Source organism: Nocardia vulneris, assembly GCF_001613425.1.
GTDB lineage: Bacteria > Actinomycetota > Actinomycetes > Mycobacteriales > Mycobacteriaceae > Nocardia > Nocardia vulneris.
This window is the reverse complement of sequence record NZ_BDCI01000003.1, coordinates 257460-280479: the sequence shown is the minus strand read 5'-3', so window position 1 is coordinate 280479 and position 23020 is coordinate 257460. Positions and strand designations below refer to the sequence as shown.

At 69.3% G+C, this 23020-nt stretch carries 19 protein-coding genes; 14 read left to right on the top strand and 5 right to left on the bottom strand.

The features are described 5' to 3' along the window. Positions 1–77: 77 nt before the first annotated feature. The 5 genes from NVU01S_RS05720 (at position 78) to proB (ending at position 7106) form a co-directional block, all read left to right on the top strand. On the top strand, positions 78–3389 hold the full coding sequence (locus tag NVU01S_RS05720; protein WP_043672945.1) for a translation initiation factor IF-2 N-terminal domain-containing protein: 3312 nt from the start codon (positions 78–80) through the stop codon (positions 3387–3389). A gap of 340 nt (positions 3390–3729) precedes the next feature. Beyond that, positions 3730–4041 carry a 50S ribosomal protein L21 gene (gene rplU / locus NVU01S_RS05715; RefSeq protein WP_014982625.1) on the top strand — a complete coding sequence of 104 codons (312 nt, stop codon included), beginning with the start codon at positions 3730–3732 and terminating at the stop codon, positions 4039–4041. A 22-nt stretch (positions 4042–4063) separates the two neighbouring features. After that, positions 4064–4330, top strand: a complete 267-nt coding sequence (gene rpmA / locus NVU01S_RS05710; RefSeq protein ID WP_014982626.1) for a 50S ribosomal protein L27 — start codon at positions 4064–4066, stop codon at positions 4328–4330. A 132-nt stretch (positions 4331–4462) separates the two neighbouring features. Next, positions 4463–5917 (top strand): GTPase ObgE, encoded by a 1455-nt coding sequence (obgE, locus tag NVU01S_RS05705; RefSeq protein WP_029899813.1) that lies wholly within the window; start codon positions 4463–4465, stop codon positions 5915–5917. A 52-nt stretch (positions 5918–5969) separates the two neighbouring features. Beyond that, the gene (gene proB / locus NVU01S_RS05700) at positions 5970–7106 is read left to right on the top strand and encodes a glutamate 5-kinase (protein WP_373864184.1); all 1137 of its coding nucleotides are present in this window, start codon (positions 5970–5972) and stop codon (positions 7104–7106) included. A gap of 816 nt (positions 7107–7922) precedes the next feature. Here the strand turns inward: proB and NVU01S_RS44115 are convergent. From NVU01S_RS44115 to NVU01S_RS05685, 3 genes are all read right to left on the bottom strand, one after another. Beyond that, positions 7923–9011 (bottom strand): hypothetical protein, encoded by a 1089-nt coding sequence (locus NVU01S_RS44115; protein ID WP_043672948.1) that lies wholly within the window; start codon positions 9009–9011, stop codon positions 7923–7925. Then, complete coding sequence (locus tag NVU01S_RS05690; RefSeq protein WP_043672951.1) at positions 9008–9382, bottom strand: hypothetical protein; 375 nt, start codon at positions 9380–9382, stop codon at positions 9008–9010. Before NVU01S_RS05690 ends, NVU01S_RS44115 begins: the two co-directional genes overlap by 4 nt. A gap of 92 nt (positions 9383–9474) precedes the next feature. Continuing rightward, positions 9475–10179 (bottom strand): ESX secretion-associated protein EspG, encoded by a 705-nt coding sequence (locus tag NVU01S_RS05685; protein ID WP_043673111.1) that lies wholly within the window; start codon positions 10177–10179, stop codon positions 9475–9477. Between the two features lie 216 nt (positions 10180–10395). On the opposite strand from NVU01S_RS05685, the gene NVU01S_RS05680 reads away from it, so the two are divergent. The 9 genes from NVU01S_RS05680 to NVU01S_RS05640 all read left to right on the top strand — a co-directional run bounded on the left by NVU01S_RS05680 (position 10396) and on the right by NVU01S_RS05640 (position 21777). Then, positions 10396–13089, top strand: coding sequence for a phosphoenolpyruvate synthase (locus NVU01S_RS05680; protein WP_052280755.1), 2694 nt, complete (start codon positions 10396–10398; stop codon positions 13087–13089). Beyond that, on the top strand, positions 13082–16552 hold the full coding sequence (locus NVU01S_RS05675) for an AMP-binding protein (RefSeq protein WP_043673115.1): 3471 nt from the start codon (positions 13082–13084) through the stop codon (positions 16550–16552). Before NVU01S_RS05680 ends, NVU01S_RS05675 begins: the two co-directional genes overlap by 8 nt. Next, positions 16549–16818 carry an acyl carrier protein gene (locus NVU01S_RS05670; RefSeq protein ID WP_043672957.1) on the top strand — a complete coding sequence of 90 codons (270 nt, stop codon included), beginning with the start codon at positions 16549–16551 and terminating at the stop codon, positions 16816–16818. Before NVU01S_RS05675 ends, NVU01S_RS05670 begins: the two co-directional genes overlap by 4 nt. Then, the gene (locus NVU01S_RS05665; RefSeq protein ID WP_043672960.1) at positions 16815–17906 is read left to right on the top strand and encodes an SDR family oxidoreductase; all 1092 of its coding nucleotides are present in this window, start codon (positions 16815–16817) and stop codon (positions 17904–17906) included. The genes NVU01S_RS05670 and NVU01S_RS05665 overlap by 4 nt, the downstream gene beginning before the upstream one ends. After that, positions 17903–18823, top strand: coding sequence for a nucleoside-diphosphate kinase (locus NVU01S_RS05660; protein WP_043672963.1), 921 nt, complete (start codon positions 17903–17905; stop codon positions 18821–18823). The genes NVU01S_RS05665 and NVU01S_RS05660 overlap by 4 nt, the downstream gene beginning before the upstream one ends. Continuing rightward, complete coding sequence (locus tag NVU01S_RS05655) at positions 18820–19812, top strand: ScbA/BarX family gamma-butyrolactone biosynthesis protein (protein ID WP_244467308.1); 993 nt, start codon at positions 18820–18822, stop codon at positions 19810–19812. Before NVU01S_RS05660 ends, NVU01S_RS05655 begins: the two co-directional genes overlap by 4 nt. After that, the gene (locus tag NVU01S_RS05650) at positions 19809–20420 is read left to right on the top strand and encodes a nitroreductase family protein (RefSeq protein ID WP_043672968.1); all 612 of its coding nucleotides are present in this window, start codon (positions 19809–19811) and stop codon (positions 20418–20420) included. Before NVU01S_RS05655 ends, NVU01S_RS05650 begins: the two co-directional genes overlap by 4 nt. Beyond that, positions 20417–21331 carry a UbiA prenyltransferase family protein gene (locus NVU01S_RS05645; protein WP_244467309.1) on the top strand — a complete coding sequence of 305 codons (915 nt, stop codon included), beginning with the start codon at positions 20417–20419 and terminating at the stop codon, positions 21329–21331. Before NVU01S_RS05650 ends, NVU01S_RS05645 begins: the two co-directional genes overlap by 4 nt. A gap of 101 nt (positions 21332–21432) precedes the next feature. Continuing rightward, complete coding sequence (locus NVU01S_RS05640; RefSeq protein ID WP_043672971.1) at positions 21433–21777, top strand: hypothetical protein; 345 nt, start codon at positions 21433–21435, stop codon at positions 21775–21777. Positions 21778–21783: 6 nt separating this feature from the next. Here the strand turns inward: NVU01S_RS05640 and NVU01S_RS05635 are convergent, their stop codons facing one another. Both NVU01S_RS05635 and NVU01S_RS05630 read right to left on the bottom strand, forming a co-directional pair. After that, positions 21784–22548: an aminoglycoside adenylyltransferase family protein gene (locus NVU01S_RS05635; protein ID WP_082032112.1), complete on the bottom strand. Its 765-nt coding sequence runs from the start codon at positions 22546–22548 to the stop codon at positions 21784–21786. 42 nt (positions 22549–22590) lie between these two features. Beyond that, a complete protein-coding gene (locus NVU01S_RS05630; RefSeq protein ID WP_043672974.1) occupies positions 22591–22929 on the bottom strand; it encodes a YciI family protein in 339 nt (112 codons plus the stop codon). Between the last annotated feature and the right edge of the window lie 91 nt (positions 22930–23020).

Sequence of the window (23020 nt, the reverse complement as noted above, 5' to 3'; positions counted from 1 at the left end):
GCGAACGGACAGTGCCCCCGCGTCGGCCGCGTCACTCCTTACCGGGAGGGACGCGCCCGGGGGTCCGAGGAGACTTCGTGGCCGAACAAGAGCCATCGGGAACAACACCACAGGATGCGGAACAATTGCCGGAGCGGATCCGAGTTCATGCACTCGCCAAGCGCCTGGGAGTAACGAGCAAGCGCATCCTGGCCAAGCTCACCGAGCTGGGAGCTGACGCACGCAGCGCGCAATCCAACGTCGACCGGGCGATCGCGGAATCCGTCCGTGACGCGCTCGGCCCGCCGGAGGGGGAGACCCCCACCGCGACCCCGGTCGCCGAGACTCCGGCGGTCCCGGCCGCGGAAACCCCGGCGGTCCCGGCCGCGGAACCTTCGGCGCCCGCCGCCGCAGCTCCGGTCGAGCAGCAGGCCGAGGTCGTCGAGTCGCCGCCGAGTCGCGGCCATGGCGGCCTCGTCTTCTCCGCACCGGACCCGATCGTCGGGGCGGCCGGTTCCGAGCGGCCGAGCGAGGTCGCGCATCAGCCGTCGATCCAGCTGTTCACCCATCCGGTCCGGGAAGAGCCGCACGTCGCCGCGCCGGTGGTCTTCGAGTCCGCCGCCGTGGTGCAGGCGCCGCTGTTCCTGCCGCCGGACGCGGCCGCGGCCGAGCAGGCCCGCCGCAAGCGACGCACCGAGCGGGAGACCCGCCGCGAAGAGCCGGTGGTCGAGCAGGTCGAGGAAGAGCCCGAGACCGTCGAGGACGAGCAGGACTCGGCCGACCAGCAGCCCGATGCCGACGATCAGCCGCGCCGCAGGCGGCGTGGCCGGCGGGGCCGGGGCCGCGGTCGGGGCGAACAGCACAGCGACGCCGACGACGAGAACGACAACGACGGCGAGGCCGAGTCGGATACCGACGACGAGCAGCCCGCCGAGCACGCCGACACCGCGGAGTCGACCGATACGGCCGACGACAACGCCGATGCCGACGACGACGAGAACGCGGGCGACGGTTCCAGCCGCCGTCGGCGTCGGCGGCGCCGGCGCAAGGTCGCCGGTGATTCCGGCGATGCTGCCGACGTCACCGAAGACGACCCGCCGAACACCGTGGTGCACGAGCGCGAACCGCGGAACAAGAGCCGCAGCCGCGCCACCACGGTCGACGAGGTGCAGGGCATCACCGGTTCCACCCGGTTGGAGGCCAAGCGGCAGCGCAGGCGCGACGGCCGCGAGGCCGGTCGCCGCCGCCCGCCGATCCTGACCGAGTCGGAGTTCCTGGCCCGCCGCGAGGCGGTCGACCGGGTGATGGTGGTGCGCGAGAAGGCGTTCCCGGACCATCCGACCGCGACGCAGGTCGCGGTGCTCGAGGACAACATCCTGGTCGAGCACTTCGTCACCAGCACCGGGTCCGCGTCCATGGTGGGCAACGTCTACCTCGGCAAGGTGCAGAACGTGCTGCCGAGCATGGAGGCGGCGTTCGTCGACATCGGCCGCGGCCGCAACGGCGTGCTGTACGCGGGCGAGGTGAACTGGGAGGCCGCCGGACTCGGCGGCAAGGAACGCAAGATCGAGCAGGCGCTCAAGCCCGGCGATCAGGTGCTCGTGCAGGTCTCGAAGGATCCGGTCGGGCACAAGGGCGCCCGGCTGACCACGCAGATCAGCCTGGCCGGCCGCTTCCTCGTGTACGTGCCGGGCGGCACGTCCACCGGGATCAGCCGCAAACTGCCCGACACCGAGCGCAAGCGGCTCAAGGAGATCCTGCGCGACATCGTGCCCAACGACGCGGGCGTGATCATCCGCACCGCGTCCGAAGGCGTGGCCGAAGAGGAACTGGCCCGCGACGTCGAACGCCTGCAGGCCACCTGGCGCACCATCGAGAAGGCCGCCGCGGGCAAGAACGACGGCGCGCCCAAGACGCTGTACGAAGAGCCGGACCTGTTGGTCAAGGTCATCCGTGACCTGTTCAACGAGGACTTCTCCAAGCTCGTCATCGAAGGTGACCGGGCCTGGAGCACCGTCGAGAAGTACATCGGCACCGTCGCACCGGAGATGCTCGCCCGGGTCGCCCGGCACGAGAACAACGGCGTCGACGTGTTCGAGACCTATCGCATCGATGAGCAGCTCGCCAAGGCGCTCGATCGCAAGGTGTGGCTGCCCTCGGGCGGCACCCTGGTGATCGACCGCACCGAGGCGATGACCGTGGTCGACGTGAACACCGGCAAGTTCACCGGCGCCGGCGGCAGCAACCTGGAAGAGACGGTCACCCGCAACAACCTGGAGGCGGCCGAGGAGATCGTGCGCCAGATGCGGTTGCGCGATATCGGCGGCATGATCGTCGTCGACTTCATCGACATGGTGCTCGAGTCGAACCGGGACCTGGTGCTGCGCAGACTGACCGAGGCGCTCGGCCGGGACCGCACCCGGCACCAGGTGTCCGAGGTGACCTCGCTCGGCCTGGTGCAGATGACCAGGAAGAAGCTGGGCACCGGCCTGGTCGAGGCGTTCTCCACCACGTGTGAGCACTGCCACGGCCGCGGGATCCTGGTGCACGCTTACCCCGTCGAGCCGTCCTCCGGCGAGGACAGCGCGGGCCGCGGCACGCGGGAGAGCGGGTCGCGTCGTCGTCGTGGTCGCGACAAGGGCGCCGCTCCGGCCGCACCCGCGGCCGCCGCCAACGGCACCGCACCCGCGGAGTCGGAGGAGGACATCGCCGTCAAGCGGGCCCATCCGGTCGCGTTGGCGATGGCGGCGCACCACGGTGAGGACGCGGCGCACGAGGAGTCGAAGGCGGCCGAGTCGGGCGCGGTCGATTCCGAAGCGGGTTCCGCTGCGGCCGCAGCCGATTCCGCTGGCCAGGCGTCGGCGGTCGAGACCCCCGTGGCCGAGCCGGAACACGCCATCGCGGCCGACGAGGTGACCGAGGCGGTCACGACCGAGGCCGTGGTCGCCGTGCCCGCGCAGGACGAGGAGACCGAACCGGCCGAGGTCGTCGAGGTCGAGACGCGCACGCAGGCCCCGGTCGCACCGGAGCCGGTCGCTGCCGAGCCGAAGGTTTCCGAGCCGAAGATCGCTGAGCCGCAGGCTGCCGAGGCAAAGGTCGCTGAGCCGAAGACCACTGAGCCGCGGGCTGCTGAGCCGAAGGTCGCCGAGCCGAAGGCTGCCGAGAATCATGCGGTGACCAACGGCGTGCCGGAGCCGGCGCCACGCACCGCCCGGCGGCGTCGGGTGGCCCGTTCGGTGGCCGCGCCCGCCGCGGACAGCAGCGGCGCGGTGTTCGTGCTGCCGACCGCGGAGCACGCGCTCGCACCCACCGTCGACTACACGGCCGATGTCCCGGTCGTGGTGCCGGAGCGCAGGCCGCGGCGGCGTGCGGTCGGGCGTCCCGCGGGGCCGCCGCCGGAAGAGTCGTAGCAGCTGATCCGTCAGCCTGATTCGGCCGGTCGCACCCACGGGGTACGACCGGCCGAATCGTTTGCCGGAGGGCGGTTTCGCCGCGGCACACCGCGCCGCGTAGACCGCGGCCGACCCGGCTGCCTGGGACCGAAACTGCTGGCCGCCGAGTTGCTCGCGGGCTGCCGGAGGCCGGATTGTGTCGTTGCCGGGGTGCTCTGGTAACCTTGGTCGGTCGCTGCCTGGCGATGGGCGTTATACCACGCCCCGCGCAGCAAGCCAGCCAAGAACATCTCGCGTCGCGAACTTGCGCCGCGAGAAGAAACATGACTGTACTTATTCGAGTGGAGGAAGCCGACCGATGGCAACGTACGCGATCGTCAAGACCGGCGGAAAGCAGTACAAGGTCGCGGTCGGTGACCTGGTGAAGGTCGAGAAGATCGAGGGTAAGCCGGGCACGTCCGTCTCCCTGGATCCGGTTCTCGTCGTCGACGGGGCAGACCTGACCACCGACGCCGCCAAGCTGGCCAAGGTCTCCGTGGCCGCGGAGGTCGTCGAGCAGACCAAGGGCCCGAAGATCCGCATCCACAAGTTCAAGAACAAGACCGGCTACCACAAGCGTCAGGGTCACCGTCAGCCGCTGACGGTCATCAAGGTCACCGGCATCAAGTAAGACATCCCGAGGAGATTCAGCTATGGCACACAAGAAGGGTGCATCCAGCTCCCGGAACGGTCGCGATTCCAACGCCCAGCGACTCGGCGTGAAGCGCTTCGGCGGCCAGAAGGTCAACGCGGGCGAGATCCTGGTGCGTCAGCGTGGCACCCACTTCCACCCCGGCGTGAACGTCGGCCGTGGCGGTGACGACACCCTGTTCGCCCTCGCGGCGGGCGCCGTCGAGTTCGGCACCAAGCGTGGACGCAAGACCGTCAACATCGTCGTCGCGGAGCCGGTCGAGGCCTAGGCCTTACCTCTCCAGACAACAGCCGAGCGGGTCAGGGTCGCAAACCCTGGCCCGTTTTGTGTTTTCGCAGGCCCCGTGCGTTTCCGGCACAGCCTCAGCCAACGACCAGTCCTGAAGGAGGATGATCGCCACATGTCCAAGTTCATCGACCGTGTCGTACTGCACGTGCGCGCAGGCAAGGGCGGCCACGGATGCGCTTCGGTGCTTCGCGAGAAGTTCATGCCGCTCGGCGGGCCCAACGGCGGCAACGGCGGCCACGGCGGGAACGTGATCCTCGAGGTCGATTCCAACGTGCACACCCTGCTGGACTTCCACTTCCACCCGCACGCCAAAGCCGGCAACGGCAAGCCGGGCGAGGGTGGTAACCGCGACGGCAAGCAGGGCACCGACCTGCTGCTCAAGGTGCCGGACGGCACCATGGTGCTCGACAACGAGGGCAAGGTCCTGATGGACCTCGTCGGCGCGGGCAACCGCTACATCGCGGCCCGCGGCGGCCGCGGGGGTCTCGGCAACGCCGCACTCGCCTCGAAGGCGCGCAAAGCCCCCGGCTTCGCGCTGCTCGGCGAGGACGGCGAGGAATGCGACCTCGTTCTCGAATTGAAGTCCGTGGCCGATGTCGGCCTGGTCGGCTTCCCGTCGGCGGGGAAGTCCTCGCTGGTGTCCGTGCTGTCGGCGGCCAAGCCGAAGATCGCGGACTACCCGTTCACCACGCTGGTGCCGAACCTCGGCGTCGTGCTCAGCGGGGACACCACCTTCACCGTCGCCGACGTGCCCGGCCTGATTCCCGGTGCGAGCGAAGGCCGCGGGCTCGGCCTCGACTTCCTGCGGCATCTGGAACGGTGCGCGGTACTCGCGCACGTCGTCGACTGCGCGACCCTCGAACCCGGTCGCGATCCGGTGTCCGACGTGGACGCGCTCGAAGCCGAACTCGCTGCCTACAAACCGGCGCTCAGCGCCGATGCCGACCTCGGCGACCTGGCCGATCGGCCGCGCGTGGTGATCCTGAACAAGATCGACGTTCCGGACGCCGCCGAGCTCGCCGAGATGGTCACCCCGGAGTTCACCGCGCGGGGCTGGCCGGTCTTCGAGATCTCGGCCGTGAGCCGAGAAGGGCTGCGTCCCTTGACCTTCGCGCTCGCCGATCTGGTGCTGCAGTATCGGGCGGCGCATCCGAAGGCGGCGCCCGCCCGTCCGGTGATCCGGCCGATCGCGGTCAACGAGACCGGATTCAGCGTCATCGCCGATCCCGAGGAGCCGGGCGGCTTCATCGTGCGCGGCCCGCAGCCGGAACGCTGGGTCAAGCAGACCCAGTTCGACAACGACGAAGCCGTCGGCTACCTCGCCGACCGGCTCGCCCGCCTCGGCGTGGAAGACGAACTGGTCAAGCAGGGTGCGGAGCCGGGAGCCCCGGTGACCATCGGCAACGTGACCTTCGAGTGGGAGCCGCAGATCTCGGCGGGCATCGACATGGTGCCGACCGGCCGCGGCACGGATATCCGCCTGGAACAGGACAACCGGATCAGCGCCGCCGAACGCAAACACGCCTCCCGGGTGCGCCGCGGTCTGGTCAAGGACGACGAAGAGTAGCGACCGGTCCGGTGTCGGTGGATTCGATTGTGGCGCAGGGAGTTCGAGGGCTATGACGGGGAATTCGGGTGTGACCGAGGTGGATTCGGAGCTGAGCGAGGCGCGGCAGGCGATCGCATCGGCGCGGCGGGTGGTCGTGAAGATCGGTTCTTCCGCGCTCACCAGTCTGGCCGGCGGGATCGACCTCGCGCGGCTCGACCGGCTCGCCGACGCGGTGGAGGCGCGGATGCGCGCGGGATCCGATGTGGTGGTGGTGTCCTCGGGCGCCATCGGCGCCGGCATCGCACCGCTCGGGCTCAGCAGCAGGCCGCGTGACCTCGCCACGAAGCAGGCCGCGGCCAGCGTCGGCCAGCTCGCGCTCGCGCACGCCTGGGGCACCTCTTTCGCGCGTTACGATCGCACGGTCGGTCAGGTTCTGCTCAGCGCAGACGATTTCGCGCGCCGCGAGCACCACCGCAACGCGCAGCGCACCCTGGACCGCTTGCGATCGCTCGGCGCGATCGCCGTGGTGAACGAAAACGACACCGTCGCAACCGAAGAGATCCGTTTCGGCGACAACGACCGGCTCGCGGCGCTCGTCGCGCACCTGGTCGGCGCCGACGCGCTGGTCCTGCTCTCCGATGTCGAGGGCCTCTACGACGGCGACCCGCGCAAGGGTGCCGCGAATTTCATCCCCGAGGTGCGCAGCAGTGCCGACCTGGACGGGGTGATCGCGGGCAGCGGTGGCGCGCTGGGCACCGGCGGCATGGCGTCCAAGCTGTCCGCCGCCCGTTTGGCCGCGGACGCGGGTGTACCGGTGCTGCTCGCCGCCGCCACCGCCGCGGACGTCGCGTTGACCAGCGGCACGGTCGGTACCGCGTTCGCCGCCCGCCCGGTTCGCCTGTCCGCCCGCAAGTTCTGGGTCCGGCACGCCGCCGACAGCCGCGGCGCGCTGCTCATCGATGAGGGCGCGGCTCGAGCCGTCGTGGCCCGCCGCTCCCTCCTGGCCGCGGGCGTCACCGGCCTGCGCGGCCGCTTCTACGGCGGCGACGTGGTCGACCTCGTCACCACCGGCGATCGCATCGTCGCCCGCGGCGTCGTCGCCTACGACAGCACCGAACTCACCACCATGCTCGGCCACTCCACCGCCGAACTCCCGGAAACCATGCAGCGCCCCGTAATCCACGCCGACGACCTCGTAAAGGTCTGAGCCACCCGGCACCGCGACGCGAACCGATCCCACTCCGCGTGGCCTGGTGCAACGTTTCGGGTGACTGCGCGCGGCGTGGTTCTGTGACTCGGGTGCACGGTCCGGCGTGCGCGGGTCCCGCGGTTCGGCGTCCTGCCCGGCATGCGCCGGTACCACGACCCGCCCGCTCGGCCCGACGTGCGCTCTGCTGACGTGAAAACCGTTGCTGCGCACAAGATCTGGGTGCGAGTCGACCTCGCTGTCTCCGCCCGCCGCCGCAGATCCCGAGGCCGATGATGGCCGATCCGAAGGCACTGTAAGGGCGTCGGGCACTCGCGTCGCCCACCACCCGCACTTCGTGCGCCGTCGCCCACCACCCGCACTTCGTGCGCCGTCGCACCCCTCTGCGCTGTCGCACCTGTTGTGGCAGGCCGTAATGGGTGCGACTACCTGGAAGGAGTGCGAGAACGTCGAAGGATTGTGGCGGCCGCCGGCCGGTCTTGCCGAGACGTGCATCGCGCACTGTGCTCGCTTGTAGTCTCCGTCGGAGAATGCGGCAGAGCCGGAAAGGACGGCTGCGTCGCTTGGGCCGCGCGCTCGCGGGACTACGCGCAGAATCGGCGCCGCCGCGTGCATTCGGCGCCCGTGCTCTGCACAACCGCGCTGACTACGTCCGCCTCGAGGCGCTCCATTTTCCCACTCTTGCGGGGCGGTGGTGCTCGTCGGCAGGCTGTTCGACCGGGCCGCCGTGGACGCGCGCTCGCCGATTCGGGTCGGCACCGACTCGATGGCGGCACCTGGGCCGCTGGAATACGTGGCGGCCCAGGTGGATTGGGTCTACTTCTGGGACGGGACCACGCCGGGCTGGTTGGTGGTCGACGGGGGTTGTTGTTCGTCTTCCGAGGGGATGGGGCCGGTGACTCCTGGTTGGCCGCCTGGGTCGGGGAGAGTGCCCGGGGGCGGGGGTGGCGGCGCTTGTTGACTCGGGGGTGCGGGTGGCGGGGCGTCGCGGGTCGGCGGGGCCGGCGGCTCGTGCGTCGGCGGCGGGGGCGGCGGCGCCTGTGTGGTGGGCGGCGGCGGAGGTGCTTGCTGTGTTGTCGGAGGTGGCGCCGGTGTGGTGGGCGGCGCGTCCTGGGTCGGCGGGGCCTGCGTTGTCGGCGGAGCCGGTGTGGGGGAGGGCGATTGGGTGGTCGGCGGCGTCGAAGGGTGTTGCGGCGCTTGCGATTCGGGGGACGACGGGGCCTGCGGCTGTCCGTTCGGCGGCACCTGCGGTTGTCCGTTCGGCGCGGACGGGTAACTGTCCTGCGGCGTCGACGGCTGTTCGTCCTGTGGGAAGTACTGGGGCGCCTGGCGTTGTTTCGGTGGCGGCGGCGCCGACTGGATGCCGGGCAGCTGCGGCGGAGCAGGAAGCGCCGGAACAGCTTTGCCCGCTGTGCCGTACGCCGGTTTGTACACCATGTTCATGGCCAGCACTGCTTCTTGGCGCAGTGCCTCCTCCGCCATTTGCGCGTCGATGACGTGCGCGGCTTCCAGGAGTTTGGCGACGGCTCCGATCGGCCCGGAACCACCGGGCGGCGCGACGGCGATCTTGACCGCCTCGGCGGCCGCGGCGACCCCGCCGAGGCGAGCCCCGACCTGGCCCATGATCGCGGCGAGTTCGTCCACCGACGCGGCGAAGCTGCGGGTGCTCGCGAACGCGGCGTCGGCCGCGGCGCCTTGCCACTCCATCGAATTCATCACCCGGTCGGTGCTGGTGCGGGTGAGCGGGAACGAGGTGCTGAGCGTGCCCGCCACCTCCAGCCACGCAACCGACGCGCGCAGCACCTCGGCGGCGTCGATCTGCTGGGCCTTGGCGTAGATCTCTTCGTGCCGCATCGACTCGAAGTGCTCCATCGAGCTGATGTAGTCGGGGTCGACGCCGGTCATCGCGGCACCCGGGTGGCGACGGCGCGCAGTGCGGCGGCGTTGGCGGCGTCGGCTTCTTCGAGCAGTCCGCCGCTGATCAAGAACGCTTCTTTCATCCGGTACGCGGCTTCGATGTAGTGATCGAGCAACGCCGCGGCATCTCGTGCTTTGTGATTGAAGCCGGCCTGTAATTGCTGGGCGGAGACGAATCCGCCGAATCCGCCGAGTTCAGCGGCGGATTCGAGGCGCTGTTGCAGGTAGCTCAGCCGTTCGGCCTGCCGCTCGTACATCTCCGCGCATTGCCGCGCCGCAGCCGGATCGAACTGGACTGTTCCTGCCTGGGCCGCCTGCTTGAACCGGGTGATATCGGCTCGGCTGGTCTCGATCGTCATCGCACACCCCTGAGATGGTCGGTCCGCCCCAGACTATCCCGAAGCCGAGTATCCGGTCAGCACTGGTCGGCGCTCGGCCGGGCCGACGGGCGTCACGGCTGAATGCGTTTCTGCAATTGTGCGGCGATCTGCTCGGCCGAGGCGGGCGTGATGTGGACCTCCTTGCCCGCCCTGATCAGGTACCGCCCGTCGCCTTTGACGTCGATCCAGGTGTAGTGGACGGCCGGCGCGGGTGTGGGCTGGTCGAGCTGGGACTCGATCCGAATGTGGCCCTCCGCGGAGTGCGGCTTCAACAGCAATTTGCGGATGCGCGGCGCGGTGGGACGCTGGGCGACCACCACTTCCTCGTCGCGTACCGCCTCGGTGGGCGCGACGCGGGCGGGTTCGTGTCCCGGCGGGGCGGTGGGCAGCAGACCGGCTATCCGGGCCCCCAGCTTGCCACTGTGCCCGATGGTGAGGCGGACCCGGCCACCGAACTCCGGGCTCGAGCCCGGCTCCTGGAGAGCGAGTACAGCGCGGTCGTAGATAGCCGCGGCGAGCAGCCGCAGCTCGCTGCCCGGCGTGTGCGCACCGCCGATGGCCACGATCCTGGTCTGCGGCGCCGCCAGGATGCGCAGACAGGCGCTCAGGTCCGGGTCGGCGCGCAGCGGCAGCCGCTCGTCGAGGGTCGCGCGCAGGCGATCGGCCTCGTCTTCGGTGCGCGGGGTCTCCAGGATCCGCAACGGATACGGGTGCCGATCGAGCTCGGTTTCCCGCCAGACGTGGGCGAACTCGTCCGGAGTGAACGTCCAACTCACCGCCCGAATCACATCCTCACCGAACCCACCGACGCTGCTCGTAGCCTAGCGGTCGCGGTGCGGTCGGCGCACCGAGCACCTAGGATTGTGGGCTAACAATGCGGTGATTTCTCGGATATATCCAAACAACCCCTATTTGTTTTTGCTCGGCTAGCCCGTGTCGCAGCGTCTTGCTGCGATGCGCTGACCCAGGGGTGACGGGAGGAATCCGTGCACGTGCTTGGACCATGGACCGATACCGCGACGATCGCCGAGCTCGGCGGCGGCAAAGCGCGGGGCCTGCATAGCCTGGGGCAGTGCGGGTTTCGAGTCCCGGACTGGACCGTGCTCGGTACCGACGTCTTCGCCCGGTTCCTCACCGAGAGCGCGCTGGCCCAGACAGCGGACACAATCGTTTCACTCGAGGATCTCGATGCCGCACTCACCGTCGCGGCCACATTTCGAGCCGAAATCGTCGCGAAACCGTTGCCGCCGGATATCGGTGAGCTGGTCGCCGAGGCTTATCGGCAGCTGGGTAGCGGGGCGATTGCGGTGCGCTCGTCGGTGGTCGCCGAGGACGGCCCGGATCACTCGTACGCGGGTCAGTTCGATTCATTTCTGAACGTCAACGGCCTGGACGCGGTGCTGGACCGGGTCCGTGACTGCTGGGCGTCGGCCTTCTCGGAGCGGTCGCTGCGCTACGCGTTCGCGAACCAGCGCCCGCCCGTCGCCGGTGTCGCGGTGGTACTGCAGCGGCTGGTCGCCGCGCGGGCCAGCGGCGTCCTGTTCACCGCGAACCCGATCAGCGGCGCCCGGGACGAGTTGATGCTCAGCGCGGTCTACGGCCTCGGCGAGGGGCTGGTGTCCGGTGCGGTGGACGCCGACTCCGTAGTGCTCGACAAGAGTTCGGGCGCGGTGCTGGAGACGGTGCTGGGCGAGAAGGACCAGTCCTACACGGTCACCGTCGATCAGGGTTACACGATCGATCCGGTCGAGCCCGCTCGACGCGCACAGTCCGCGCTCACCGCCGCCGAAATCGCCGAGATCGCCGAACTGGGCGCGAAATTGGAGGTCGAGTTCGGCGCGCCGCAGGATGTGGAATGGGCGATCGACGGTGCGGGCCTCTGGTTCCTGCAGGCGCGCCCCATCACGACGGCGCTGGCGAGTGCGCCACCCGGCGCGGTGTTGCGCGGCGCGGGCGAGGTGGTGCCCGACGGTGCACGCCGAATCTGGGACAACTCCAACATCATCGAGAGTTTCAGCGGTATCACCTCGCCGCTCACCTACACCACCGCCGCCGATATCTACGGCCGGGTGTACCACGGTTACGCGCGTTCGCTGCGCGTGCCGAGCGCGCAGGTGCGCCAGACCGAACAGTGGACTCCGGTGCTGCTCGGCTACTTTCACGGCCGGGTGTACTACAACCTGCTGCACTGGTATCGGATGGTCGGCATCGCGCCGGGCTATCCGCTGAACCGCAAGGTGCTCGAGGCCGCGCTGGGCGTGGCCGAGCCGCTGCCCGATGATGTCGCGAAAACGTTGCGGCCGTTCACCTTCGGTAACCCGCTGGCCCGCCTGCGGTCGCGGACCGTGACCACGGTGACCTACCTGCGCCGGCTGTTCGGCATCGACGAGCTGGTCGAGCAGTTCATGACGGACTTCTACCGCGTCTACGACGAATACGACGCGATCGACTACACCGCGCTCTCCGGTGCCGAAGCCTATGCGGCCTACCGGCGGGTGGACCGCGATCTGGTCGAGCGCTGGGGACCGCTGATGGTGCTCGACGCCATCCTGTTGACCTGTACCGGCTTGATGTTCCTGCTCACCAAGCTGTTCCTGCCGAAGGCCCCGGAGTGGTTCCTGTACGCGGTGGTCGGTCCCGGCGCCGACGTAGAGTCCGCGGAACCGGCTCGCGCGATGAAGGCGCTGGCGGACGCGGCCCGGGTCGACCCGGAATTGACCGCGCTGGTGAATTCGACTGCGCCGGAAAAGATCTACCCCGCACTGGCCGATCACCCGGACTTCCGCGCGAAGGTCGATGACTATATCGATCGGTACGGATACCGGAGCCTGGACGAGCTGAAACTGGAAACGCCGGACCTGCGCGAAGATCCGGCGAGCCTGTTCGTCATGCTGCGCAGCGCCCTGCCGGACGCGCCGCTCGGGCACCGCGACGAAGCCGAGGAGTACCTGGACGCGCATCTGCGCGGTTTCCGCCGTCGGATCTATGAACGATTGCGCGGCAAGGTGTCTCGTTGCGCGGCGCATCGGGAACGGTTGCGGTTCTGCCGGACCCGTGCGTTCGGCATGGTCAAGCGGATGATCCGGGCGATGGGTCGTGATCTGGCCGGCCGCGGTGTGATCGACGAGTTCGCCGACGTGTTCTACTTGACCGTGCAGGAGTTGCGCGGTTGTTATGACGGTGCCGATACCGCCCCGATGCGTGAGCTCGTCGCCGCCCGGAAGGCGCAGCGCGCCAGGGACGCCGGTTTGGTGGCGCCGGATCGCTTCGTCACCGTCGGTTCGGCGTTCGGCCGGGCCGAACTCGCGCAACAGGGTTGGGTGCCGGTCACCGACACCCCGGCGGCCACGGCGGGGACGGTGCTGCCCGGCACGCCGTCGGCCTCGGGCATCGTGACGGGGGCCGCGGTGGTCGTGGACGAGCCGCGCGACGTCGCGGGTGGCATCCTGGTGGCCTATCGAACCGATCCCGGTTGGGTGGCCGCGCTGCCCTCGGCGGCGGCGCTCGTCATCGAGCGCGGCAGCCCGCTCACCCATGTGGCGATCGTGGCGCGGGAACTGGGTGTGCCCACGGTGGTCCAGGTCAAAGACGTCACCAGAGTGATACGGACCGGTATGCGGATCCGGGTCGATGGCACCAATGGCACCGTAACCGTGCTGGCCGAAGGAGATGACCACGATGCGTGACGACAAAGATGTTGCCGCCGTACGTAATTGGCTAGCCGAACCCGCGACAGGGGCCGGAATCCATTTGGCCGACGAGGCGGACGGCTGGGAATACCGCAGCTATGCCGAGCTCGCCGAATCGACCTGGTCGATCGCGGCGTTGATGCGGGCGCACGGCATGACCAGTGGCGACGGCGCCTGCGTGATCATGCCGACCGGATTTCCCTGTGTCGCCGCGTTCTACGCGGTCTGGGCGTGTGGCGGGGTGTTCACGCCGGTCGCGCCGCCGATGTTCGGCGATCTCGAGCAGATCATCGCGCATATCGCGGGCATCCTGACCCAGGCGCGGCCGCGACTGGTGGTCACCTCGGTCGAGTTCGAGCAGCTCGTGCGGCAGGCGGCGACGGCGGCCGGGCGCACCGACGAGCCGTTGGTGATCAACGCCTCGGCGCTGCCCGAATGCCCGCCCGGGCAAAGGGTATTCGGTGAACCCGACGAATGCGCGCTGCTGCAGTTCACGTCGGGCTCCACCGCCGCCCCGCGCGGGGTGCGGGTGAGCTGGCACAACCTGGCGAACAACATCGCGATGATCTCCGCGCTGGTCGAGTGGGAGCCGGGCGAGGCGATGGTCTCGTGGCTGCCGCTCTATCACGATATGGGTCTGGTCGGTGCGTTCCTGACCACCGTCACCAATCAGGGCGATCTGTATCTGATGCGGCCGGACCAGTTCGTCCGTGATCCGGTCCGCTGGTTGCGTGCGATGGCGCACGCCCAGCATTCCCCGTCGCCGTCGTTCGCGCTCGGCTATGTGGCACATCGGGTTTCGCCCGCCGAGATCGCCGATCTGGACCTGTCCGGTTGGCGCACGCTGGCCGTGGGATCCGAACCGGTGGAGGTGGCCGATCTCCAGTCCTTCGCCGACCTCGCCGGACCGCAAGGCTTTTCGATGAGCGCCTATACCCTCGCCTACGGGCTGGCGGAGTCGACGCTGATGGTGACCTCCTCGGCGCGCCATCGTCCGATCACCGCGCTGCGGATCGATACGCCGACACTGCGTTTCGGCGAGCCGGTCACCGTGCTGGAGGAGCGGCTGCTCGACGACGCCCACCGCGTCGAGGGCGCGGGCTGGATCACCGGCCTCGGCTACTCGACCCCCGAATCGACCGTCACGGTGGTCGACGACGAAGGCCGTCCGCTGCCGGACGGCACGCTCGGCGAGATGGTGGTGCTCGGCGATTCGGTCGCGCTGGGCTACTCCGACGAGTCCGAGTCCGCGTCCACCCGGATCCTCGACGGCGCACTGCATTCCGGCGACGCGGGATTTCTGCACCGCGGTGAGGTTTTCGTGCTCGGCCGGATGGGGTCGAGCCTGAAGGTGCGCGGGCGGTCGGTGTTCATGGAGGACATCGAATCCCGGGTCGCACAGGAAACCGGCATCACCAAGGGCAAGCTGGCCGCGGTCGCGATCACCGAGCCCGGTGCCCAGGGCATCGCACTGTTCGCCGAGTCGAAGCCGGGCGATTGGATCGCCGAGGCCCGCAAGATCATGCGTAGCGAGCTCGGCCCGGCGCAAACGATCATCATCGTCACCGGCCCGCGCGGCATCATCCGCCGCACCTCCAGTGGTAAACCGCGCCGCAGGCACATGTGGGAGCAGTTCCGCGGCGGTGCGCTGGCCGACGCGGTCGCCCACGAAGAACAGATCGGCGCCGAGGCCGGGACGGTCCGCGCGTCAGCCGACCCGGACCTGCCGGTGCCGACCATGGCCCTCGACCGGGCGGTCCAGCTGCTGGACAAGGCGCTGGACAGCGTTGCCGTGCCGCGGGATTCGACGGTGCTGTTCGAGGGGTCGCTGGCCGAGGGTTTCGGCAACGACGGGTCCGATGTGGACTTCCTGGTGCTCGCGCCCGGCGACGACGAACTGCCCACCCTGCCGACGGTGCTGTTCATCGATGGCCGCCGGGTGGAGGTGCGGACCCGCTCGGCCGCCCAACTGCGCAGGCAGCTCGAACAGGTCGCGCACGCCACCAGCGTGCCCGACCTGGACGAGGACCTGCTCAATCGATGTCAGCGGTTCCTGCGGGCCACCGTGGTCCGGGCCGGGACCCAGGACGTCGGCGAATTGCGGGCACTGCTCCCGCATGCCGCGTTCACCGCCCTGCTCGCCGAATGGTGGCACGACCGTGCCCGGCATGCGCTGCGGTACGCCGTCGCATTGTGGGCGCTGCATGCCCGCGACGAAGCGGTCGAGTGGGCCCGCGACGGTTTGCTCCAGGCGATGAAGGGCTGGGCAGCGCATCGGGGCGAAAGCTACGTCGAGACCAAATGGCTGCCGCGCCAGCTGGATCGGATCGGTGCCGAGGAACTCGTCGACCGTTACCGTGCTCTCGCCGATCCGGCCGCGTGGGCAGGTGAAGACAGCCGCGACGGCGGGGACGTGCGGCCTGATGCCCCGGCGGAAGAACTGTCCGAGGACGCGACCTGGGCCCAGTTGTACACGCTGGCCGGGGAACTCGGCGTGACCGGCGTCGTCGATGATCCCGACCAGATCCTGTTCGCCCGGATGCCCGAGGTCACCACCTGGCATATCGGTCCGCGCGTGCACGTCATGCGGGACAGCAGTGAGGTTTTCGTGCTCTCCGACGACGCGGCGCGGGCGTGGCGCTCGGTGGTGTTCCGGCATTCGATCGCCGCGGTCCTCGGCCGCGCACCGCACGACAGCACCGCGGCCCTGGCCGAGTTCCTGCGTCTCGGTTTCGTCGGCCTGCAATGGCGCGGTGGCGAAGTGCTCACGCCCGCTTTGGCTCTCTGCAAACGGGTCAGACCGCACACGCCCGTGCCGTCCGCGATATCGCCCGCGCTCGGCGTGACCGGTGCGGTACGCGAGCAGGCGATCGCGACGCTCTCGCCGCTGCCCGCGCGCCGGTTCACCGAGTGCGCGCTGAACCTGGTGTGGTCGAACATCGTGCTGGAGAACGCCAGAGAGGACCTGGCGGGCGCGCTCGGGAACGCGCAGGGCGCGGTCGCCGAGATCGCCGCTCACCGGATGATCGCGATGGCCGTGCGGGTGGTGTTGTCCGCCTACGGTATTCACCCATTGCCCGCCGACGTCGCCCCGTCCTCGACGCTGGCCCGGCTGCTGCCGCCGGCTGCCCCCCGCCGCGACGAGCTGCTCGCTCGGCTGGAATCGGCCCGGCGGGTGCGGTTCTCGCAGCTCGTGGACGGCGGTGACACGCTGGCCGGGCTCGCTGTGCTGGACGAGTTCGTCACGCTGGTACGTTCGGTGGCCGCCGACCCGGCCGCGACCGGCTTCCCCGCCTCCTTCGACTCGCGGGAGCAGTGGCGTCGCACGCTGGCGATCGGCTACGACTGGCTGCGCATCGCCGGCTATCTGAACACCGAACTGCCCTTGGACGAGGCCCGCGACCTGCTGGCCTCCGGTGGGCAGCAACCGCATCTACGCGACGAGGAGGTGCAGGCATGACCGCCGTGGCCGACGCCGCTGTGGCCGAGCGGGTCCGTGGGCTGATCCAGCGGATGGCCCCGGACGCGCAGGCAGCTGCCGAGGACAGTCAGCGGCTGATCGAAGACCTGGGCTTCGACTCGCTGCGTCTGATGGAGCTGACCGTGGTGCTGGAGCGCTCCTTCGAGCTGCCCCGTTATCGACCCGAGCAGCTCGTCGGCGTGCGCCGCGTCGGCGAGGTCATCACGCTGGTCACCGGGACATTGGCCGCGGAGGGACGCGCATGACCGGGCGGGACACGGTATTGCTCACCGGCGCCTCGGGACTGGTCGGTGCGGAGGTCCTCGCCCGGCTGTCTGCCGCGAGCCGCCCGGTTGCCGCGGTGCTGCACAGCAATTCGCGGATCATCCGCAACGACGGCACCGTGCTCGGCGCGGGCCGTGCGGTCGCCGGTGATATCCGGGCGCCGGGATTCGGCCTGGCCGAGCCGGATCGGGCCGATCTGGCCGACCGCGTCGGCATCATCGTGCACTCGGCGGCGACCACGGCGTTCGACGCCTCGGCGACCGATTACGACGAGCTGAACGTGCAGGGCACCGCCAACGCGATCGAACTCGCGCGCGCGTGGGACGTCCCGTTCGTCCACGTCAGCACCGCCTACGTGTGCGGCGAACGCAGCGGCACCATCGGTGAGCACGACCTCGACGCGGGCCAGTCGTTCGGAAACGGCTACGAGGAGAGCAAGTTCCGGGCCGAGCAGCTGGTGCGGGCCGCGGGGGAGCAGGGTCTGCGCTGGGCGATCGTGCGGCCGGGCATCGTCACCGGCGCGAGCGGCACCGGCGTGATCCGCGAATACAAGAACCTCTACACCGTCGTCAAACTCATGGTCGAAGGCAAGCTGCGCTCGCTGCCCGGCCGGTACGACGCGACGCTCGCGCTGGCGCCGGTCGATCATGTCGCCGACGTGATCGCCGCCGCCGTACTGGATTTCGACTCCGCGCACGGGCGCACCTTCCACGCCGTCGGCCGGGACGCGCTGTCGCTGCGTGAGGTCTCCGACGTGCTGGCCGAGTACCCCTCCTTCGAGGTCGCGACCTTCGTGCCCGCCGGCACGTTCGACGAGCACGATCTCGACGGCATCGAGCGCGAGTACTACCGGCGCATCGGTGTGCTCTACACCAGCTATTTCCGCCGCAAATTGCGCTTCGCCACCGCGAATGCCGAAGTGCTGCTGGGTAAACCCGCGCCCGCGAGTGGTAAGGAGTATCTGCGCTTGCTGTTGGACTACTGCCTGGAATCCGGTTACCTGGGCGTGCCGCTGCCTTCGATCGAAGAAGTGCTGGCGGGCAACGACTTCGGCGGGGCGGACCGATGAGCGCGTCGCTGGAACAACTGCTCACCGAGCTGACGCCGCAGCCGGCGAAGGTCACGGCCTACGCCGCCGATACCTACCTGTTGGAGACGGTCGACCAGCTCGATCGACTCGGCGTGGACGCCGCGAAGTTCGCCCGCGAGCATTCGCTGCTGTTGCTCAAGCCCGACGCGATCGTCGCCAGGGCAGTCGGGCCCACCCTGAAATGGCTGGCCGACAACGACTTCCAGGTCGTCTCCGCGTTCCGGGTCGCGGTGGACCGGCATCTCGCCCGCGCGCTGTGGTACTTCGCCTGGAACATCGCCTCGCCCGAACGCCGCACGCTCGCCGACCTGTTGGTCGGCATCTCGGACGTGCTGGTGCTCGTCGTCCGGGGCGAGGACGGGGCATTGCCCGTCTCCGTGCGCCTCACCGAGGCCAAAGGGCCGACGGATCCGCGTAAACGCGAGGCCGGTCAGCTGCGATACCTCCTCGGTAGACACAACTATTTACTCAACCTGGTGCATTCGCCCGACGACCCCGCCGACGTGCTGCGGGAGCTCGCCATCTACCTGGGCGAGCAGCGGCGGGCGGCGGTGATCGCGCAGGCGGGCACGGGCGAGGATCGCTCGGCCGAGGCGCTCGCGCTCACCAATGGGCTCTACACGCAGGTCCCCGCACGTAGTTTCGATCGCGCGGACGCGACCGAGCAGATCCTGCGTGACCTGGCACGGGCCGGTGCGCCGGCCCCCGACGACTTCGACCCACAGGCGGACGACGAGTGTGCGCGGCTGCTGTACGCCGCGTGGGCCGATGGCCGAGAACTCGATCCGTGGTCGGTGATCGTGCTCGGGTCCTATGTACTCCCGATGCGGGCCGGCACCCAGCAGCAGACGCTGCGACCGGTATCCGCCGAAGACTGGCAGGAGGGACGACCGTGACGGCAAATGTGGAAACGGTGAAAACGGCAACCCATCTACGCACCATCTCGCGCGAGCTCGCGCATCGGTGCGCGGTGTCCGAGGTGTTCGTCACCTCGCTGGACACCGTCGCCGAGCACGAGTTCGTGGCCGGTGCCCAATTACCGCGGATGCACGCGTATTACAGCGACCACGCCGGGACGCTGGGGTTGCGCCACGATCCGCTGCTGGTGATGGAGGCGGCCAGGCAGGCCGCGATCGCGCTCAGCCACGAGTTCTACGGCGTCCCCGCCGATATGGGGTTCATCGTGCGCACGTTCAACGGCACCGGCGCGGACACCGCGGCATGGACGGTGGGCACCGCGCCCGCCGACCTCGTCATGCGGGTGCGGGTGCCGCGCAGGCACGTGCGCGGCGACACGCTGCACGGCCTGGACATGGTGCTCGAAATCGACTGCGGCGGTGAGTCGATGATGACCGTGGACGGGTCGTTCTCCTGGGTGACGCCACGACAGTGGGCGGCGCTGCGCTCCGCCTTCCGCACGAGCCTCGAGCTCGGACCGTACGTCGGGGCGTCCGCGCTGGGCGATCGTGCCGCCGCCGCCGTTGTCGGCCGGGAGAATTGGCGCAACGTCGTGATCGGACCGCCGCAGCTGGACGGCAATACCGCGCGTGCGACGCTCGTCCCGGACCTGGGACATCCATTCCTGTTCGATCACGAGCTGGACCACGTGCCAGGCAGTCTGCTGATCGAGGCGTGCAGGCAGACCGCGTTGGCGATGGTGTTGCACCGGGCCCCGCAATTGGAGTGCGTCGGAAGCTCTTTCGAACGGTTCGTCGAGCTGGATCGGCCCGCGGAATGTGTCGCGGAGATCACCGGACAGCAGGCCGATCGCACCGTGATCCACTGCGAGATCCGGCAGGCCGGTGCCGTGGCGGCCGAGATCGATCTCGAATTCGCCGACGACGAGCTGGCTTTCGGCGTCGAGCAACCGGAGGCCGACCGTTGACCGGTGTCGAACTGCTCACCATGACTCGGTCCACCCGCCGCCGCCTCGATCTGTCCCGGCCGGTCGATCGGGGAGATCTGCTGGCGTGCTTGGACATCGCGGTGCAGGCGCCGAGCGGCAGTAATCGGCAACCGTGGCGATTCCTCATCGTGCAGGACGGCGAGACCAAGCGGCGGATCGGGGAGTTCTACCGCAAAAGCTTCGCCGCCAACATGTCCGGCCGGACGCCGCGGCCCGACCAGCTCGGCGATCTCGCGTCCGGCCAGTACCTCGCCGATCATCTGGCGGAGGTGCCCGCGCTGGTGTTCGTCTGCTCGCTCGGCCGTCCGCCCGAACCCGCCTCGCCGCCGCGGCTGGCGAGCTTCTATGGATCGATCTATCCGGCGGTGTGGAATTTCATGCTGGCCTTGCGGGAACGTGGGCTGGGGTCCTGCCTGACCACGGCGCACCTGGCGTACGAGCGGGAAATCGCGGAGCTGCTGGGGATTCCGTACGACGAGGTCACCCAGGTGGCCATGGTGCCGGTCGCGCACCTGCTGCCCGGGCGGGACCGGCCGGGCAGGCGTACGCCCGCCGCCGAGCTGACCAGCTGGGATCGGTGGGCGTGACCAACCCACTGGTCTCGGTCGCGCGGATAGCGCGGTTCACCGCGGTGATGTACAAACCGCACTATCTGCTGTACGGCGTGCTGTGGGTGCTGGCCTTGGAAGGCACGGCTTCGCTGGTGACACAGCCGGATTCGGCGTGGCGACCGACCGGTGCCACCGTGGTCCGGATCGTCGTCGTGGCGTTCGTGCTGCTGTACCTGCGGATGGTCGACGAGCAGAAGGACCTCGAGTACGACCGGGTGCACAATCCGGACCGGCCCCTGGTGACCGGGGCGGTGAGCGCCGTGGAATTGCGGATCGCGATGGGTGTCATCGCGGTCGGCGCGATCGCGGGCAGTCTCGCGCTGTCCGTCGGCTCGGCCGTGATGATTGCGGTGGCAATGGCTTACGGGCTGGCGCTGTGGGGCCTGGAACGCGCGTTCCGCACGGTGCGCGACGCCATCGTGGTGAACCTGATCGTCACCTATCCGGTGCAACTGCTCGTCACCGGCTACGTGGTGGTCTCGGCCATCGACACCGGCGAGGTGCGGGCGCACTGGCAGGCCGCGGCAGTCGCGGTCATCTTCGCGGGCGCGTTCCTGCAATTCGAATTCGCCAGGAAGACTTCGCGGGAACGTCGCCCTGGCGAGATGCTGTATTCGAATGCGTTGGGCGCCAACGGGAGTGTCGCGGCGATGCAGTTGTGCGCGGTGGTCGCGGTGCTGGGCGATATCTTGCTGGTCCGGCCATGGGATTTCGCGGCCCCCGGGTCGCTGATCGCGTGGGTGCCGGTGGTTTTGCTGGCGCTGCCCGGGCTCGGCGCGTGGAAGTTCCTGCGCTCGGCGCGGATCGACTATCCGTTCGGGCCCGCCGTGCTGTTCATCCTGACGCTGTATCTCACCTTGGTCGCGCAGGCGTTGATGCTGCCGTAGCGAATTCGTGCGGGTGCGGCTCGTCGTGTCTGCCGCCGTTCTGAGGGAACACCAGGGACGATCGAAGATTCGGGCGAGGTAACGCGGAAGAAAGGATTGCTGTGAGGACCCTGCTGCGGCGTATCGGTGGAGGCGGCTGCCTGGTCACGCTCGTCTCCGGGCTACTGATCGCGGGCTCGGGGTCCGCGCAAGGAGATCCCGCCGCGTGCTACGTCGAGCCGGGGATCACCGACGCCGTCGCGCGGTGCCACGACGGTGCCGGCGCGTCCGCGCTCGAGGTCGAATGTCTCGGGCTGATGACGCCCAGCACGCCGGACGGGCCGATCTTCGGCGCCTACTCGGGCACCGAATCGGTGCCGTCCGCGGTCGGCCAGCCGATGCGCGCGTCCTGCATCTCCGACAAAACCCTCGGTATCACCACGCGGGCGTTCGTGACGCCGAGGTAATCGGCCTCAGGACTTCTGGTTTCCCGCGGCGGCCTGCTCGATCCCGGTACGCAATGTCAGGGCGGCCCGCTCGATCCGTGCCGCCTGTCCTGCCCAATCCTCTTCGGCCGCACCCAGGTACACGGCTCGCGCATGAGCGAGCACCGGACGGTGCTCCGGCGCGATCCGATCCAGCACCCACTCGGCCGCCTCGTCTTTCGCGGCGATCACACCGGTGGCGACGGTCATCCACACCCGGGCGAGAGTGAGAAGCACATTGCGCGTATCGGTTTCGAGTTCGCCGAACAGTTCCGGCACGCCCGCCACCATCGCGTGCGTCAGGTCGGCCCTGGGGACCGGATCGAGCACCTGGGCGGGCGGCGGCCCCACCAGCGTCGAGTCCCCGTCCAGCACCATGGTTATCAGCACCGCCAGATCGGGACTGACTGTGGCCGAGGGTATTTCCCCACCCTCGTACTCCGCCCGCAACCATTCCCCATACTGAAAATCACTCGTCGGCGGATACCGCCACGGCCGCACCGCACCCTGCACCACCGAAGTCAACTCCACCGGCCGCAGGGCTCCCCCCACCTCACCCGACAACTCGAGCAACCCCGCCAACAGCGCCCGCCGCTGCCCCTGGTCCAGCGGGTCCGTACTCACCACCAACACATCGATATCGCTATACCGCCGCAACCCACCCAACACCGCCGACCCGTGCCGATAGACCCCGACCAACTGCGCCCCGAACACTCCCCGAACCAGCCCGACAACATCGTCTTCCTGCGTCACCCCGCCACGCTATCCCTAGCCGACACCGCCCGAACGAGCCGGTCAGGCGGGGAGGGTGTCGCCGGGGAAGCTGAGGCAGGGGTGGACTTCGCAGTGCATCATCTGGGCCTGGACGCAGGGGTCTGCGTGCATGATCTCTTCGGCTGCCTCGGGGGCTACGGTCATGATGGCGATGCCCGCCACGGTGTCGGAGACGACCGGGCAGAGGATGGCGATGATGCCGTCGGCGCGCAGTGTCACCATGCGGCGCTGGTGTTCGAGTTCGGTCGCGGCGGCGCCGTCCATGTGTCGTTGCGGGCCCCAGTGCAGGATGGCGACGCTGTAGGGCTTCGCGGAGGCGGCCAGCTGTTGGATCTGTTCGTCTGTGATGGTTGTGGTCATCGGTTCCTCTCGTCGCACGGTGTGACCGCGTTTTCCGAGACTGTAACCAGGCGCGGGGATGTCGGGGCTGGAGATCGGACAGCCGGTCGGC

Excerpts from the sequence above, each read along its gene's own strand:
- rplU (WP_014982625.1), top strand. The coding sequence starts at position 3,730 with ATGGCAACGTACGCGATCGTCAAGACCGGCGGAAAGCAGTACAAGGTC.
- rpmA (WP_014982626.1), top strand. The coding sequence starts at position 4,064 with ATGGCACACAAGAAGGGTGCATCCAGCTCCCGGAACGGTCGCGATTCC.
- obgE (WP_029899813.1), top strand. The coding sequence starts at position 4,463 with ATGTCCAAGTTCATCGACCGTGTCGTACTGCACGTGCGCGCAGGCAAG.
- proB (WP_373864184.1), top strand. The coding sequence starts at position 5,970 with ATGACGGGGAATTCGGGTGTGACCGAGGTGGATTCGGAGCTGAGCGAG.
- NVU01S_RS44115 (WP_043672948.1), bottom strand. The coding sequence starts at position 9,011 with ATGACCGGCGTCGACCCCGACTACATCAGCTCGATGGAGCACTTCGAG.
- NVU01S_RS05690 (WP_043672951.1), bottom strand. The coding sequence starts at position 9,382 with ATGACGATCGAGACCAGCCGAGCCGATATCACCCGGTTCAAGCAGGCG.
- NVU01S_RS05675 (WP_043673115.1), top strand. The coding sequence starts at position 13,082 with ATGCGTGACGACAAAGATGTTGCCGCCGTACGTAATTGGCTAGCCGAA.
- NVU01S_RS05670 (WP_043672957.1), top strand. The coding sequence starts at position 16,549 with ATGACCGCCGTGGCCGACGCCGCTGTGGCCGAGCGGGTCCGTGGGCTG.
- NVU01S_RS05665 (WP_043672960.1), top strand. The coding sequence starts at position 16,815 with ATGACCGGGCGGGACACGGTATTGCTCACCGGCGCCTCGGGACTGGTC.
- NVU01S_RS05660 (WP_043672963.1), top strand. The coding sequence starts at position 17,903 with ATGAGCGCGTCGCTGGAACAACTGCTCACCGAGCTGACGCCGCAGCCG.
- NVU01S_RS05630 (WP_043672974.1), bottom strand. The coding sequence starts at position 22,929 with ATGACCACAACCATCACAGACGAACAGATCCAACAGCTGGCCGCCTCC.